Annotated in this window: 14 protein-coding genes; 12 read left to right on the top strand and 2 right to left on the bottom strand. The window is 61.8% G+C overall.

All coding sequences use genetic code 11. The annotated features are described in order from the left end of the window. Nucleotides 1-75: 75 nt before the first annotated feature. Genes V3330_RS09085 through V3330_RS09070 form a run of 4 tightly spaced genes read left to right on the top strand, consistent with a single transcriptional unit; the run spans nt 76 to nt 3,747 of the window. Nucleotides 76-972, top strand: coding sequence for a dihydrodipicolinate synthase family protein (locus tag V3330_RS09085; RefSeq protein WP_354695096.1), 897 nt, complete (start codon nt 76-78; stop codon nt 970-972). A gap of 46 nt (nt 973-1,018) precedes the next feature. Continuing rightward, a complete protein-coding gene (locus tag V3330_RS09080) occupies nt 1,019-2,458 on the top strand; it encodes an aldehyde dehydrogenase family protein (RefSeq protein ID WP_354695095.1) in 1,440 nt (479 codons plus the stop codon). 27 nt (nt 2,459-2,485) lie between these two features. Continuing rightward, nucleotides 2,486-2,821, top strand: a complete 336-nt coding sequence (locus V3330_RS09075; RefSeq protein ID WP_354695094.1) for a hypothetical protein — start codon at nt 2,486-2,488, stop codon at nt 2,819-2,821. A 38-nt stretch (nt 2,822-2,859) separates the two neighbouring features. Further along, complete coding sequence (locus V3330_RS09070; RefSeq protein WP_354695093.1) at nt 2,860-3,747, top strand: EamA family transporter; 888 nt, start codon at nt 2,860-2,862, stop codon at nt 3,745-3,747. A 90-nt stretch (nt 3,748-3,837) separates the two neighbouring features. Here the strand turns inward: V3330_RS09070 and V3330_RS09065 are convergent, their stop codons facing one another. Then, the gene (locus V3330_RS09065) at nt 3,838-5,070 is read right to left on the bottom strand and encodes a hypothetical protein (RefSeq protein ID WP_354695092.1); all 1,233 of its coding nucleotides are present in this window, start codon (nt 5,068-5,070) and stop codon (nt 3,838-3,840) included. Nucleotides 5,071-5,396: 326 nt separating this feature from the next. Between V3330_RS09065 and V3330_RS09060 the strand changes: the two genes are divergently transcribed. The 5 genes from V3330_RS09060 (at nt 5,397) to V3330_RS09040 (ending at nt 10,743) form a co-directional block, all read left to right on the top strand. Beyond that, nucleotides 5,397-7,193, top strand: a complete 1,797-nt coding sequence (locus V3330_RS09060; RefSeq protein ID WP_354695091.1) for an amidohydrolase — start codon at nt 5,397-5,399, stop codon at nt 7,191-7,193. A gap of 75 nt (nt 7,194-7,268) precedes the next feature. Further along, nucleotides 7,269-7,550, top strand: coding sequence for a hypothetical protein (locus tag V3330_RS09055; RefSeq protein ID WP_354695090.1), 282 nt, complete (start codon nt 7,269-7,271; stop codon nt 7,548-7,550). A 68-nt stretch (nt 7,551-7,618) separates the two neighbouring features. Continuing rightward, nucleotides 7,619-9,025, top strand: coding sequence for a putative porin (locus V3330_RS09050; RefSeq protein WP_354695089.1), 1,407 nt, complete (start codon nt 7,619-7,621; stop codon nt 9,023-9,025). A 12-nt stretch (nt 9,026-9,037) separates the two neighbouring features. Then, nucleotides 9,038-9,952 (top strand): metal ABC transporter substrate-binding protein, encoded by a 915-nt coding sequence (locus tag V3330_RS09045; RefSeq protein ID WP_354695088.1) that lies wholly within the window; start codon nt 9,038-9,040, stop codon nt 9,950-9,952. Further along, on the top strand, nt 9,949-10,743 hold the full coding sequence (locus V3330_RS09040) for a metal ABC transporter permease (RefSeq protein ID WP_354695087.1): 795 nt from the start codon (nt 9,949-9,951) through the stop codon (nt 10,741-10,743). Before V3330_RS09045 ends, V3330_RS09040 begins: the two co-directional genes overlap by 4 nt. Nucleotides 10,744-10,758: 15 nt before the next feature. On the opposite strand, the gene V3330_RS09035 is transcribed toward V3330_RS09040, so the two are convergent. After that, nucleotides 10,759-12,858: a winged helix-turn-helix domain-containing protein gene (locus V3330_RS09035; protein ID WP_354695086.1), complete on the bottom strand. Its 2,100-nt coding sequence runs from the start codon at nt 12,856-12,858 to the stop codon at nt 10,759-10,761. A gap of 435 nt (nt 12,859-13,293) precedes the next feature. On the opposite strand from V3330_RS09035, the gene V3330_RS09030 reads away from it, so the two are divergent. The 3 genes from V3330_RS09030 (at nt 13,294) to V3330_RS09020 (ending at nt 15,986) form a co-directional block, all read left to right on the top strand. Then, the gene (locus V3330_RS09030; RefSeq protein ID WP_354695085.1) at nt 13,294-14,091 is read left to right on the top strand and encodes an SMP-30/gluconolactonase/LRE family protein; all 798 of its coding nucleotides are present in this window, start codon (nt 13,294-13,296) and stop codon (nt 14,089-14,091) included. Between the two features lie 229 nt (nt 14,092-14,320). Next, on the top strand, nt 14,321-14,935 hold the full coding sequence (locus tag V3330_RS09025; protein ID WP_354695084.1) for a sulfotransferase family 2 domain-containing protein: 615 nt from the start codon (nt 14,321-14,323) through the stop codon (nt 14,933-14,935). 166 nt (nt 14,936-15,101) lie between these two features. Further along, the gene (locus tag V3330_RS09020; protein ID WP_354695083.1) at nt 15,102-15,986 is read left to right on the top strand and encodes a hypothetical protein; all 885 of its coding nucleotides are present in this window, start codon (nt 15,102-15,104) and stop codon (nt 15,984-15,986) included. Nucleotides 15,987-15,988 lie beyond the last annotated feature (2 nt).

The following is a 15,988-nucleotide window of genomic DNA, read 5'->3' as shown; positions in this document are numbered from 1 at the left end:
GCATGTGTGAGTGCGGAGTTGAAATCCGTCGGTCCGGGCTGAGCGGTATTCGTGAAACTGAGAGAGGATGTGACGATGGAAGTTGCTTGGCAGGGCGTGATGCCCGCATTGATGACGGAGATGAACCGGGACGAAAGCCTCGATCTCGATGCCACCGCACGGCATATCGAGGTTTGCCTCGAACAGGGCGTTGCGGGATTCGTCATGCTGGGAACGCTGGGAGAAAACAGCTCCCTGCTGCCCCACGAGAAGGAGGCGGTTCTGCGGCAGGCGGTCGAGACCGTCAACGGACGGGTGCCCGTGCTCAGTGGCGTCGCTGAATACACGACCGATCTCGCGGTGGAGCATTGCGATCGGGCGGCGAAGGCGGGCTGTGACGGCCTGATGGTTCTGCCATGCATGGTTTACGAGCAGGATTCCCGCGAAGCGATCCAGCATTTCGCCACGGTGGCGGGCGCCACGGACCTGCCCATCATGATCTACAACAATCCGCTGGCTTACAAAGTGGATCTCTCGCCGGAGGATTTTCAAGAACTCGCGCAATACGAGAGCATCGTCGCGGTCAAGGAGTCATCCCACGACAGCCGCCGGATGACGGACATGATCAATGCCTGCGGCGACCGCTACCGGTTGTTCTGCGGCGTTGACGATCTGGCGCTCGAAAACCTGCTGTTTGGCGCCAGTGGCTGGGTCAGCGGCATGGCCAATACGTTTCCCCGGGAGAGTGTGGCGCTGTTCGAGAAGGCCAGCCAGGGGCGTGTCGACGAAGCGGTCGACATCTACCGCTGGTTCATGCCGTCGCTTCATCTCGATGTCGCGGTCAAGCTCGTGCAGTACATCAAACTCGCCAATCAGTTGGCCGGAACAGGCAGTGAATGGGTTCGGCGCCCCCGCCTCACCCTGGAAGGAGCGGAGCGGCGGATGGTAGAGCAAACCATCGAAAGTACGATCAAGTCTCGGCCGCGCCTGTGAACGAGCGGCGGACTGCCACGCAACCGACCTCGACGAGAAGATGACCATGACGGATTATCACAATTTTATCGATGGCGCCTGGATCGATTCCGACCAGCGCAATCAGAACATCAACCCTTCGGATACGGACGACGTGATTGGAGCGTATGCTCAAGCCGATTCGAACCAGACCGAGTCGGCCATCGAAGCCGCGTCCAGGGCATTTGAAAGCTGGTCGACAGGCGGCATCCAGCAACGCGCAGACGCGCTCGATGTGGTCGGCAGCGAAATCCTGGCGCGCAAGGACGAGCTGGGCAGGCTGCTGGCCCGGGAAGAGGGAAAGATTCTTCCCGAGGCGACGGGTGAAGTGGTGCGCGCTGGCCAGATTTTCAAGTTTTTTTCCGGTGAGGCTCTGCGGGCCGGTGGTGATTTGATTCCCTCCGTCCGTCCGGGAATTCAGGTGGAAGTCACCCGTGAGCCCGTGGGGGTCGTCGGCATCATCACGCCCTGGAATTTTCCGATTGCGATTCCCGCCTGGAAAATCGCACCGGCGCTGGCGTTCGGCAATACCGTGGTTTTCAAACCGGCGAGCAATGCGCCGGGCAGTGCCTGGGCACTTGCCGAAATCATCAGCCGGGCCGGTTTTCCCGACGGTGTGTTCAATCTGGTGATGGGTGCCGGCAGCGTCGTGGGTTCGGCCCTGTTGAACGATGGTCGGGTGAATGGCGTTTCCTTCACCGGATCGGTGGCAACCGGCCAGCGGGTCGCGACAGACTGCAGCCGCCGGGGGGCGAAATTCCAGCTCGAAATGGGCGGGAAGAATCCGCTCGTCGTGCTCGATGACGCCGATCTCGATACGGCCGTGGAGTGCGCGGTCAACAGCGCCTACTACTCGACCGGCCAGCGCTGCACGGCCTCTTCACGGTTTATCGTTACCCCGGGTATCCGGGATGAGTTCGTCGCGGCCTGCGTTGAACGGCTCCAAGGGATTCGTGTCGGTCATGCGCTGGGGGAAGGTGTGCAGATCGGCCCGTTGGTCGATCAGCAGCAACTGCAGCAGAGCCTCGACTATATCGAAATCGGCCGAGCGGAGGGCGCCAAACTGGTCACGGGCGGGGAGCGGGTTTCCTGCGACACGCCGGGCTTCTATCTGTCGCCGGCGCTGTTCACGGGCACCTCCAATGAAATGCGCATCAACCAGGAAGAGATTTTCGGTCCGGTGGCCAGTGTGATCGATGTCGCCAATCTGGATGAGGCGATTTCCGTGGCGAACGATACGGAGTTTGGACTTTCTGCGGGAATCTGCACGCGGTCACTGGGAGCCGCCACCCGTTTCAAACGCGAGAGCCGCGCTGGCATGGTCATGGTCAACCTGCCTACGGCGGGCGTCGATTACCACGTTCCATTCGGCGGTATCAAGAACTCCAGCTACGGGCCACGTGAACAGGGGCGCTATGCCGCGGAATTCTATACTCAGGTGAAAACCGCCTACATACAACCTGCTTGATACCCCCACGTTCCAGGGAGATTTTCCATGCTAACGCCCAAAGAGGTCGCGGCCGTGCTGGCCGAGCTCTTTACCGACTCGTCGTACGGAGATGAAGGGCACGCCACCGGCGGCGCCTTTCGTATCGCTCGCGGGGACTTGTCCCACATCACCGGTCGTCCGGTCTGGCATCAAACCATCATCGAAGACGTTGCCGACTGGCTGGTCGATTTTGGACTGATCCTGGTGGACCGGGACAGTTTCTTCGTTGTGTTGCGGCACGATCACTTCGATCGGGTTCGAAGCGTGCCGGACCGTGTCATTGAGCAACATGCACATCCGGTGAGCTATGGCGCGCCCCAAGATGGCTCGGCAGGTTCCTGATGGCGTATTCGTACTGATCCACTTTCTTCGGTCAAACCATGAACGCTGGGATTCTCGGCCTCCTGGCCGCATTCGGCTGGGGCGTGGCGGACTTCGCCGCCCGGTTTTCCGGTCGGAGCCTGGGTGCGCACAACGCATTGCTGGGCATGCTCTGTGCCGGGAGCCTGGTGTTGACCCTGGGGATTCTGCTGGACGCAGACCCGTTGGTCTATGGCCAGGCAGGAATGCCGTTGGTGGTGGCGAGCGGTGTCGCCGCCATGTTCGGCACCCTGTTCGTTTACCAGGCCGTTGCCATGGGTCCCATCGTGGTGGCTGCGCCGATCATCTCCAGTTATCCGGCACTGGTTGTTGTCGCTGCGGTGTTCGCCGGGGAAATTCCGAATCCCCTGGAATGGCTGGCGATCCTGGGGGTGATGGGAGGAGTGCTGGTGATTTCACTCTTCCATGTTGCGGAGGCACAGGGCGCCGCGGACAAAATTCCCTCCACACCGTTCCCGGGGGGAACGGTAACGATCGCCCTGCTTGCGGCTGTGTGTCTGGCGGTTTCCATCATCACCGGTCAGCAGGTGGCCAGCACCTTTGGTCATCTGCAAACGACCTGGATGGCCCGGCTCATCAGCCTGGCCGCGCTGATCGTACTGATCCTGGCATCGCCGCGCAGCAAGTTCAGCCTGCCCCGCAAGTGGTGGCCGTTGGTTGCCGCTCAAGGCGTGCTGGACAGTGGTGCATTCCTGGCGACGCTGGCCGGTGGCCTGACGGCCAACCCGGAGATCACGGCGGTGGTCGGCTCCTGTTTCGGGGGCGTCACCGTGGTGTTGGGGCGGGTTTTCCTGAAGGAACGAATGAACTGGCAACAGTGGTCGGGCGTGGTGCTGATCATCGCATGTGTTGCCTTTCTGGCCGCACCGCCGGGGGCGTGGATCTGATGTCGCACGGCGCCTGAATGGCGATTCGATACCGCCTGGCGGGACAGGCGGCCAGACCCACAGCGGGTCATGCTCCGGGCCGCGTTCGGTTCAGAAGTTCCCGGTTTCCAGCCCGTCGTCGAAAAAGTTGTCGACAGGAACATCGGCGATGCAATAGAGGTAGCCGTTGGTGGACGCGCAGACGGAAATCGGCCCCTGGGTCCAGTTCTGCGTCGTGCTGTAGCTGGTGCCCCTGCGGCCCTGCGCTTCGGTGGTGGTCCAGCCCGCGCAGTGATCGTCGGCCGCGGTGCCGTCGGCCATGGTGCCGGTCCACACGGCCCGGTTGCGCAGGTAGTCACCCGCCTGCGACTGGTGGATGGTCGTCTCGATGGTGCCCTTGGTCAGGTCCGCCATGCTGTAGGCCACCCGGAACCCGTCCACGCGATGGATGGGTCCGTCGTTGACGAAGCGGTCGCGGGCGTCCGTGGTGCCGTCCGAAAGCCAGGCCTTGTAGGAGCCCGCGTGTGGCAGGGATGCGTCCTGGGCGAACGTGTTGCAGATAGAGTCACCCGCCGCCATACCCGCAGCGCCGCCATCGACTTGCGGCCAGCTGCCCAGTTCTCCGTTGCCGGGTGAACTGGTAATGAAGGCGATGCGCTTGTCCGCGGGGGGCGGAAGCTCGGGCGGCGGGGCAGATCGACCGGATTCCAGGCAAATCAAATGGCGTTCCAACGCGCAGTCCCCCGAGCCGGTTGTGGTCCAGGTCGTGTTGAACACGGACACCAGTCTGGCGGAGCCGCCGGCGGCATCGGACCAGTCGTCGCAGGTCGTCCCCTGAAGCACACCAGGTGGCTGCGTGGCGATCCAGGCCGCGGGGAATCCGGCGATATCGTTGGCGAACTCATCGACGATCAGTGGAACGTATACGTGGTCGCTGACCATGTCGTCGAGTACTCCGGCCGCCAGGACTCCGTCGGTGCGTTGCCAGGGGCCGGCGTCCGGATTGTTCGGGTCTGACTCACACACGGCTTTTTTGCCCGTCGCCTGCCGGGCGCGGCAGTAGGCGTCGTCGGTGCTGGTCGACAGCCAGGCCACGAAATTCTGCGGGTTGGCCAGTCCCGCCGCCGTCGCCCTTGCCTGGCAGATCGCATCGGCGGCCGCGGTGCCTGTCTGTCCACCCGCATCCGACCAGGTCGACAAATCCGCTGTTCCGGTCACCGAGGTTGTGAACGCGATCGGGTAACGGGTGGGTGCCGGATCGGAGTTGCCGGCCGGAACGGTCGCGCCGTAGAGCGCGGTGGCCAGAGCCACCACGAAAGATAGCCCCGCGCGGGTCTGCGCCATCGTTGTCTCCTCATCCTATGTCCCGGCGACCAACCGTACCAGAGTTCGGCGATATGGGTTCCAAAGGAGGCTGGCAGGCGGGCGGCCGGATCGAAACTCCGCGCTCAGAACAGACATCTCGGATCCCCTTTCCGCAGGCAGCGAAAAAGGCGGAATTTTCGGAGTCAGAATAAAGGGGCAGAGGACACAGCTGATGCAGCTAGCTCGGAAGCACCCGGTGCAGAAACCTTCGTCGGCGTGTTTCGCGAGACGCTTTCCCGGTTTACTCTGTCTCCTTACTCTGAGCCCAGAATTGTCTTGGTGCCGGTGTTGCCGAGGAAGCGCGCATGAACCCAGCAGAGACGAAAGACCGATTGTTTCGTAATCCGCCCGGCCCGGTTTTGAAGGGCGCGTTGCTGGGCATATTGGCCAGTGTGCTGGTGGCCGGCTGCGGGCGGGATCCGTCACCGGCGGAAGCCGGGCCGGCAGAGTCTTCGCCACCCGCCGCCGACCTGGTGCTGCTGGGTGGCAAGATCGCTACGATGGATTCGGAGCGGACCATCGCCGACAGCCTCGCCATCGGGGGCTATCGAATTCAGGCTGTCGGCGATCGGGATGAGATCGAGGCGCTGGTGGGGCCGGAAACGCGCGTGATCGAACTCGACGGCCACTTCGTCATGCCGGGATTCATCGAGGGGCATGGTCACTTCATGTACCTCGGTCGGGCCATGCAGGTTCTGGATCTTCGGGATGCCCGGAGCTGGGACGAGATCGTCGGGAAGGTGGCGCGGGCCGCCGAGACCGCACCGCCGGGGGCGTGGATCTTCGGCACCGGCTGGCATCAGGAGAAGTGGGACGAGACGCCGTTCGGGTCCGTGGACGGGGTGCCGTCGAACGACGGCCTCAGCGCCGTTTCCCCCGATCATCCGGTGCAGCTCCAGCACGCCAGCGGTCACGCCGCCTACTACAACGACCATGCCCTCGCGCTGGCCGGCATCGACCGGGAAACGGCCGATCCACCGGGTGGCACCATCGTTCGCGATGCGCGGGGTGATGCCACCGGCCTGATGCGGGAGACCGCGCAGGGGCTCCTCACACCTCTGATCGAACAATACGAGGCCGCGTTGCCCGACAGCGAGCGTGAGCGGGTCGGCCGCGAGCGGGTTCGGCTGGCTTCGGAAACCGCGCTGAGAAATGGCGTCACGTCCTTCCAGGATGCCGGTTCGAGTTTCGAGACCATCGACTTCCTGCGCAGGCTGGAGGCCGAGGGGGCATTGCCGGTGCGTTTGTACGTGATGGTTGGATCCGAGACCAACGAGTCGATGGCCGAGCGGCTGCCTGACTATCGGATGGTTTCGGAGGGGAACGACTATCTGACCGTGCGGGCCATCAAGCGGATGATCGACGGAGCCCTGGGCGCGCACGGCGCCTGGATGCTGGAGCCCTACGCGGACAAGCCGGACACCGTCGGTCTGGTCGTCGAGACCGTGGAGTCGATCGAGCGGACGGGCGACCTCGCCATCCAGCACGGATTTCAGGTGAACACGCACGCGATCGGCGACCGCGCCAATCGCGAGACCCTGGATCTCTACCAGCGCGCCTGGCGGCGCGCCGGCGTGCAGGATGGCGCGGGCCTGCGTTGGCGCATCGAGCACGTGCAGCATACCGATCCCACGGATGTGCCACGCTTCGCCGGGCTCGGCGTGATCGCATCGGTGCAGACCGTGCATGCGACGTCCGACGGCCCCTGGACTTATGCCCGTTTGGGTGTGGAGCGCGCCGAACGAATCACTCACCTGTGGCGTGACCTGATCGACTCCGGCGCCACCGTCATGAACGGCACCGACGTGCCGGTGGAGCTGATCGACCCCATCGCGAACATCCATGCGGCCATCACCCGGCAAATGAACAATGGCCAGTCCTTTGTCGCGGGGCAGGTGATGACCCGCGAAGAGGCGTTGGCCAGCTACACTATCAACGCCGCCTACGGCGCGTTCGAGGAAGACGTCAAAGGCAGTCTCGAGCCCGGCAAGTACGCGGATATCGTCGTGCTGTCACAGGATCTGCTGACGGTGCCCGAAGACGCCATCCGTGACACCCGGGTGGAGATGACGATCGTGGGTGGGCGGGTCAGAAGTTTTTGACCCTCGGAGGCCTGGTGCGGCGCGAGCGTACCTGGATCAAGTGCGTGTTACGAAAAATTGGCTAGACTGTAAGTTGTGTTGTACAACATCCGAATCCGCTCACTGGTGTTCGCACTGTTGCTCGTTGCGAGCAACCTGGTGTTCGCGGGTCATGTCTCCGCGCATCTGTATTCCCCTCCGGCCGGCTGCGATTGGTGCGTCTGCCAGGAGCGCCCGGTGTCCGCACCGCTGCCGGCCGATCCAGGCGTCGTTGTCGAAGCCGGTCAGGTGCTGACCCCGGACGGCCCCCTGCCATTGCCGGTCGCGTGCGCGCGGGTCGTCAACAAGCGATCGAGAGCGCCGCCTGTCTCCCCCTGAAGCCGGACGATTCGCCGTCCATACCGCCACGGTATGGATTGGTCTGTCTTTCAAGCGGGAGTACGACCTTGAAGTGCTTATTGCAATCAGTGTTGCTGGCCTGTGTCGCCATGACCGGGACCAGCACATTCGCGGCGGAGCCGCAGCCAAACGACGTTCAGGTTCTGCGTGAGGAACTGAACGAACTCAGGAACGAATACGAGACCCGCATCGCGGATCTCGAACGCCGACTGAATGTGGCCGAACAGTCGGCACGCGAAGCGAACAACGCCGCGGAACTGGCGCAGAATGAGGCACGGGAGGCGAAAGAAGAGGCCGCCAGTAGCGCTCTGTCAGCTCCCGCGAGCCGGGCCTCCGGCGTATCGGTTGCACCCGACAATTCCTTCAATCCGGCGATTGGCGTGATCTTCCAGGGGCAGGCCTGGGCGTACGGCGAGGATCCGGAAAGCTACGCCGTGCCCGGTTTTCCGTTGGGCGGCGAGGCCGGCCCGGTACCCGAGGGCTTTTCGCTGGCCGAGACGGAGCTGAACATCTCGGCCAACGTCGACGACAAGTTCACGGCCTGGCTGACACTGCCGGTCGTGTACGAGGACGGCGAAGCCGCGGTGGAGATCGAAGAAGCATGGGTCGAAACGCTTGCGCTGCCTGCCGGCCTGTCGCTGCGCCTGGGCCGTTCATACTCCAATATCGGCTATCTCAACAATCAGCATTCCCATTCCTGGGATTTCACCGATCAGCCCCTGCCGTATCAGGCCTTCCTCGGCGGTCAGTATCTCGATGACGGCCTGCAGTTGCGCTGGCTGGCTCCGACGCCGGTCTATCTGGAACTCAGTGGCGAGTTGGTTCGCGGCGACCGGTATCCCGCTGGTGGAGCCGTCAACTCGGGGGTGGGCGCCTACACGCTTTCGGCCAGGAGCGGTGGCGATGTCGGCATCAGCCACAGCTGGCTGGCCGGGTTTTCGTGGCTCCACGCCGAGGCCGAAGGCCGTGAGTCTGGCGACGAGGACGATCCCCTCGGATTCGATGGTGAAACCGATCTCTATATCGCCAGCTTCGTCTGGAAGTGGGCGCCCTACGGCAACTGGCGCGAGCGCAATTTCAAATTGCAGGCCGAGTATCTCTGGCGCGATGAAGATGGTGATTACGCGCTGCCGGACGGTTTTGCCGCGCCCTGGCGCGTGAGCCAGCGTGGCTGGTACGTACAGGCCGTGTTTCAGCCCTTCCCCCAGTGGCGATTTGGCGCCCGTATCGACCAGTTGGAAACCGATCTGCCTTCGGCCCACTGGGTGGACACCCCGTTATTTCCGGGCAGCGGCGACCCGAAGCGCTACAGCATGATGGTCGACTGGTCGAACAGCGAGTTCAGCCGGCTTCGCTTCCAGTACAACCGTGACGAGTCGGCCGCATACGACGACGACCAGTTCGGCCTTCAGTACATCCACAGCATCGGCGCCCACGGCGCCCACACGTTTTAAGGATAAAACAACATGATTCGAGCATCGTTCATGACCTTTGTGTTGGGCGCGGGCATTATGCTGTGCGGCCCGGTACACGCCGCATTGTCCGTGTTTACCTGCGAACCCGAGTGGGCGTCACTGGCTGAGGAACTCGGGGGCAAGAAAGTGAGTGCGAGATCGGCCACCCATGGCCGGCAGGACCCGCATTACATCCAGGCACGCCCCAGCCTCATCGCCAGCGTACGCCGGGCGGACCTCGTGATCTGCACCGGTGCGCAACTGGAGATCGGCTGGTTGCCGGCGCTGCTCGGCAAGGCCAACAACCCGGACGTTCTGCCCGGCAAGGATGGAATGTTCGAAGCCAGCAGTTTCGTGCGCAAGCTGGAGGTGCCGGACCGGGTGGACCGCTCGCAGGGGGATGTTCACGTGCAGGGCAATCCGCACATCCAGATGGACCCGCGTAACATCCGCACGGTCGCGGTACGGCTGGCCGAGCGGTTGTCCCGCGTCGATCCTGAAAACGCGGATTTCTACGCGGATCGGCTGCAGACGTTCCTGGCCCGTTGGGATGAGTCGGTCGCCGGCTGGGAGGAGCGCGCAAAGGCTCTGGACGGCAAACGTGTGGTGGCGCACCACAAGAGCTTTCCTTACCTGGAAGCCTGGCTCGGACTGAATGAAGTGGCCACGCTCGAACCGCTGCCGGGCATTCCACCCACCAGTTCACATCTGGCGGAACTGCTGGAGATGCTGGGCACCGACGGCAGCGGCGCGGATCTCATTATCCACGAGGCGTACCAGAACCCCCGGCCCAGCGAATGGCTGTCGGGCAAGACGGGCATTCCGGCCGTGCTGCTGCCGACCACGGTCGGCGGAAGCGACGAGGCGACCGATCTGTTCAGCCTGTTCGACGACATGATCGACCGCCTGTTGAGGGCTGTCCAGTGAGCTGGGTTGCGGTCGAATGGAGCATTATCGGCCCGGCCGTCGTGGCCGGTCTGTTGGTGTTGAGCACGCATGTTCCGCTGGGCCAGGTCGTGCTGCAGCGTGGCATCATTTTCATCGACCTGGCAATCGCCCAGGTTGCCGGCGCGGGCGTGATTGCCGCGAGCGCGTTCGGCTGGGAGCAGAATCCCTGGCTGGTGCAGATCGCGGCGGTGGGTGCGGCTCTGGTGGCCGCCACCGCCATGAACTGGACCGAAAAACGCTGGCCGCGCACCCAGGAAGCACTGATTGGCACGCTGTTCGTGCTCGCGGCGACCGGCAGCATCCTGCTTCTGGCAGAGAATCCGCACGCCGGCGAACACCTCAAGGAATTGCTGGTGGGTCAGATCCTGTGGACCACCTGGTACATGCTCGGCATGATCGCGTTGCTGTACGCGGTGTTGCTCGTTCTGTGGTTCGGGTTTCGCGAGCGCCTGGGCACGATCGGGTTCTACGGCGTGTTCGCGTTCGCGGTGACGGCGTCGGTACAGGTCGTGGGCGTGTATCTGGTCTTCGCCAGCCTGATCCTGCCGGCGCTGGCTACCCGGCGCCTAAAAGGGCCGAAGCGATTGTGGTTCGGATACGGTATCGGTGCCGTGTCGTACTTCAGTGGCATCGTCGCATCCTCCATTTTCGACCTGCCGACGGGTGCGGTGGCCGTCTGGGCGATGGCCGCGGTGGCACTGGCCGCAGGATTCTGGATCGGACACCGTCATACCGCCGCCGTGCAGGTTCCGGCTACCGGCCCGGACTGATCCCGGCCTGGCGGGTTATGGCGATTCGAGATTCGCCAGTAACTGCATGAATTCCGGTTGTTCCCGAACGGGGTCGTACCAGGGCAGGTGGGGTTCGATGAAGGGCATGACGCCGCTGGGTTCCTCCAGCGCGTCGCGAATACACTCGGCAGCCGCCGCGGCCGCGGCCGCCATGCCGAGAACGCGGCAGGAAAAGTGTCTCTGCGCGGAAAGATGCGCGAGGTCATTGGCTATTTCACGGCGCCAGCGGCGGAGCTTCTGCTCGGTTTCGCGTGTATCGCCCGCGACTGCTGCCCGCAGGGCCGACACCAGAATCGAATCCGTCGCACGGCCCGTGCCGACGAATGCCAGGTCCCGCTGCGCATTGTTCTGCAGGCGGGGTGGCACCTCACGGAGACTGTCGGTTTTTTGCAATAGCCAGTCGGTCAGAATCCGGTGCAAGTCCTTGTCGTCCAGGTCCCCAAGCGTAGTGCCCGTAATACGTTCCTGGTCGGCCGGCATGGAGCGCACTAATGCCTCCGCGGCGGCGAATTGTCGGGCGGCCACGAGTGCGTCCCACAGGTACAGCGGATTGGCGTTCTCCTCGAACTCTTCCTGAAGGGCAGCCATGTCTGTCGCCCAGCGGTCGAAGTTCCGGTGTTGGCGAACCTGAAGCGTGCGTTTGACGATTCCCAGCGAGTAGTCGTGAACGGCAGCGTTGTCGATTTCGCGATCGGCTTCATCGTAACGATGGTAGGTGACCAGGCTCCAGACCAGGGTTCTCTGCCAGAGCGGGTTCAATGGATCCATGGCGCGGGCCAGGCGCACGGACTTGATCTTGCCTTCGTAGTCTCCCAGGCGGCGCTCGATCCACGATTTCAGTTCCAGGACGCGCACATCTCCGGGCCGCAGGGCGTGTGCCTGCGAAATCAACTGGTAGGCCGGGTCGTAGTCTCTGAGTATGTAATAGGTGTAATACGCCTGGGCGACCAGGAATTCGGCTGACTCGGGGGCCAGCGATTGGATCTGTTCGAGGATGGTTTCCACCCGTTCGATCAACGCGGGATCGGGGTGGCTGAAGTACTCGAAACTGAGCAGCCCGGCCAGTTCGGCCCAGGCGCGGACGAAGTCCGGGTCCAGAGCCACGGCGCGTTCCAGGTTATCCAGGTACTCCGGGCTGTGGACGCTGTCGCTATCCCGGATTTTCATCGCCCCGTGATAGGCCCGGTAAGCCGCCATGTTGTCGGTCGGCAATGCGGACAGTTGCGAGGTTTCCCGTTCGGTCAGCGTGGTTTGCATGGCGCCCGCGATGGCGCGTGATATTTCCGATTGCATCGCGAAAAGGCTCTTTGGCGATAATTCACGATCGAAGGTCTGGGCCCACAAGTGTTCGTCGCTAGAGGCGTCAATGAGCTGCACGTTGATGCGAATCTGGTCGTCGACAGTCTGTACACGGCCTTCCAGGATGGCATCGGCGCCCAACTCGCGCCCGATCTCGCGCAGGTTCTTCTCGCTGTACCGATAGCCCAGCACCGAGGTGCGTGAAATTACCCGCAGGGCCTGAAGTTGCGCCAGCTGGGTGAGGAGGTCATCGTGCACGCCTTCGGCGAAAAATGCTCCGTCGCTTTCCTCGTGGGATGTTGAAAACGGCAAGACGGCGACCACGGGAGGGCCCTCGCGCGACGCCCCGAAACGCTTCGGGGGCGTTTGCTTTGACTGCCCGATCAACAGAAGGATGCCGACGACAGCGAGCGTTCCCAGTAGTGCCAGGGCCAGGTACTTGCGTCTGCCGGAAAAACGCATGCTGCCGCGTCGTGCTTCCGGAGCGGGTGGAAAATGAGCGATGTAACCGCGGCGGATGACCGTTTCGATATACGCCGACTTGTCGTCCGGGGACAGCAGTTGCCGCAGGATTGATATGCAGCGGTTGATGGCATCGTCGGAGACGACCCGGTTATCCCACACGTGCGCGATCAGTTCGTCGCGGCTGATGACCTGTTCCTGGTGACCCAGGAAATACTCGAGAAGCTTGCCAACCTGGGGTTCAAGACGCGTGGTGGATTGTGCGTCGGCGAGGTCGCCGGTATTGGCGTTGAAGTGCCATTGCCCGAACCGGTAATGTCGCCCAGTGTCCATTCCGCTCTTGAAAATCGTGTTTCCCTTTTCTGCCCACCCGCCGGCTTCCGCAAACGACCCGATGGAGTTTCACAAGCACAGAATCTGTCCGGTGCGCGGTCATATTCGCGCGCATCAGCGATTCATCGGCAATAAATCAGCCCTGAATCAGGTAATCCGGAAGTCTCCCTGAAACACTGATGCCTGCGCCGCGAGACCGGGCGCGCTAGTCATTGTAAACCGATTCACAGCCGGTTGGAGGATTCCATGCCAAGGTCACCCGTACGTTCATTGCTTACCTATTTCGCCCTCAGCTTGATGACGAATGCCGCCTTCGCAGGGGGAAATTCCTTTCCCGGGATCGTACCCGCATTGGACGGCGCCCCACCCGAAGGCTTCGCGATCGGCCGGTCTCACACTGCTTATAACGGATCGATCGATGGATCCATTTACAAGATGAACCTGCGATCCGGGGAAGGGGAGGTCCTGGTGCCGGCCGAACCGGGTTTCGACCTGTTCACGGATTGCTACAAGCTGGGTATGCGTGTCGACCGGCGCAGCAATTACCTCTTCGTCGCCGGATGCCAGAATGGCAATGCCTACGTGTTCGATGCGGACAGTGGCGAAGAACTCATGCAGTATCAACTGGCGCCGGAGTTGTCGACGGTGATCAATGATCTGACGATTACGCGCGATGCGGTCTACTTCACGGATTCATTCCAGCCGTTTCTCTACCGCTTGCCCCTGGGTCCCGGCGGACGCCTGCCAGCGCACGCGGACGCGGCAACCGTGATTCCCTTGTCCGACGACTTTATTAACGCCGACCCCTTCTGCTGTGCCGGTAACGGTATCGTTTCCACACCCGATGGCAAAACGCTGGTTGTGGGACATTCCAACAATGCCCAGTTGTTCAAAGTGGATCCGGCGACGGGGGATTCCGTGGAAATCATCGTCGACCCCCCGCTCAGCGGGTTTCTCGATGGAATCGCCCTGCACGATAACGTCCTGTTCATCATGACGCCTTCGTTCGGGCCCGAGCCGGAAATGGTCCAGGTCGTCGTGCTGGATGATGATCTGCTTACCGGTCAGCGCGTGGGATTCCTCACCGATGACAGCCTCGACGGTGTCGCCAGTGGTGGCATTTTCGGTGACTCGATTTACGTGAACAATGCCCGGTACTTCGATTTTCCGCAGCCCGATACCGAGTACTGGGTTACCCGGTTGAACCTCTTCGATATTCAATCGGATAACTGAGCAATGGAAGTGGCACCAGCTTCCGGGGCCCGCGGTATTCGCGGCCCCGGTCTGTTCAGGGTGGAAAATTAGACTCTGAGCCAACTCTGGCTCCAGCCTTCGGGGTATACGCCCGGGTTGGTTTTTGGCATATTGCCCATCGTTCGACCAACCGTTTCCGTAATGGTCACGGAGTCGAAACCTGGGCGTCAGGGAAGCTGACGAAGTTTTCAGAAATCGGAGCTCTCGCTTGCTTATCAGTATCAGTAGGCGGTTTGTTTTCGTTGCCAATTCCAAGGCGGCCTCGACGTCGATCGAGAAATCCCTGTCGCGGCATGCAGACGTCGTCTACCAGGGGTCGCCCGACCGGAAACATATCAATCTTGAAAACGCCCGGGTGGAATTTGAGTCCCTGTTCAGCGAAGTGGGGTTCCACCGGTTTTTCAAGTTTGGCGTGATGCGAGATCCGGTCAGCTGGATTCTGTCCTGGTTTCGTTACCGGAAACGCCGCAATAATCCCAACGCGCTCCCCGGGAAGATGACGTTCGACGCATTCTGGGAACGCAAAGACTGGAACTTCATTCGAACCGACGGCACAAAACGGCTGCAACGGGACTTTTTTGTTTCCAGCGACGGAAAGCTCCTGGCCGACTACATTATTCCGTACCATGAGCTGGAACCTCATTATCGCAAGGTGTGCAAGGCGCTGGGTGTTTCCGCTCGCCTACCCCGCGTGAACGTGAGCCAGCCCGGGGTGACCGAAGCGCAGCTATCGGGAGATACTCTCTCCCAGTTGCGCGAGTTCTACACCGAGGACTACGAACTCTTTAACCGCCTGGACAGCATCAATGCCAATATGCGCTGATCCGGGCTTCCAGTATCCGGCAATCGCCGGGTTGTCGATACCGTGGTTCGAGGCGGGCCGCCATTGTCTGTTGCCCACCGAAGCCCTTTTCAACGGTTCACGGCTCCCAATGCGGCGTATTGCGTCAGTCGGAACCCTGTATCGTGAGTGCGGCGAGGACCTGTAGATGGAATTGCACTTGCACCTGGGCGCCCACAAGACTGCGTCCACTCACTTTCAGCGCGTCATGTTGTGCAATCGGCGATTGTATGAACATGCGGCACATTACGTGCCATTGAATGAATTCAGGGCAAACGTGACCCGGGCTTCGAGGTTTCTGGACCCGCGTTGTCGGGGAGCGGTCGATGATTACCTGGTGCGGCTGGGAAGCACGCAAAGCCGGAGCCTGATTATTTCCGAGGAGAATATTCTCGGTGAAGCGAATGACGCGTATCGTGCCCGGCGCTTGTACCGCCATCTGGGCAAACGGGCCGGACGGTTGAAGGAGTTCGTGTCGGGGTTTGAGGATACGACGATATGGATAGCCGTGCGGAGCATGGATGAGTTTATTCCGGCCTTGTACTGCGAAGCCTTGCTTCACTTCAGGATCAGGCGCTTCGGTCGCTTTTTCTCAGGCCGGTATGAGCAAAGCTGGGTTCCGGTTATCCTGACCCTGCGTGATATTTTCCCTCAGACGAAGATTATCGTCATTCCCTATGAGACGTATCGTGAGACGCTGCCGCACTGGGTGGCTGCCATGACCGGAGTCGACACCGGATGGGACTTGCTGAGCGGAGAAAGGCCGCGCGAATCGGCGAATCATTTCGCGGTGAAGATCATGGGTGTGGTTCATCCGTTTTGTTCGCGAGCAAGAGCGCCGGTGGTGCTGGAAGCCTTGTCACGGCATTTTTACAGAAAAGGAATTGGCGGAAAGTTTTCGCCCTTTGGTGAATCGGTCCGGAACCGGTTGAGGTCGAGATACAAAAGCGACCTGCAGGAAATCGAGAGTCTGGGAGAGGGTATTTCCCTGTTTCAGAAGTCCAGCCGGTCCAGGAATAACGCCGGGTTCTGAGG

The organism is Elongatibacter sediminis (genome assembly GCF_037892215.1).
GTDB classification, from domain to species: domain Bacteria; phylum Pseudomonadota; class Gammaproteobacteria; order Xanthomonadales; family SZUA-36; genus Elongatibacter; species Elongatibacter sediminis.
This window is presented reverse-complemented; position numbering and strand designations above follow the sequence as displayed.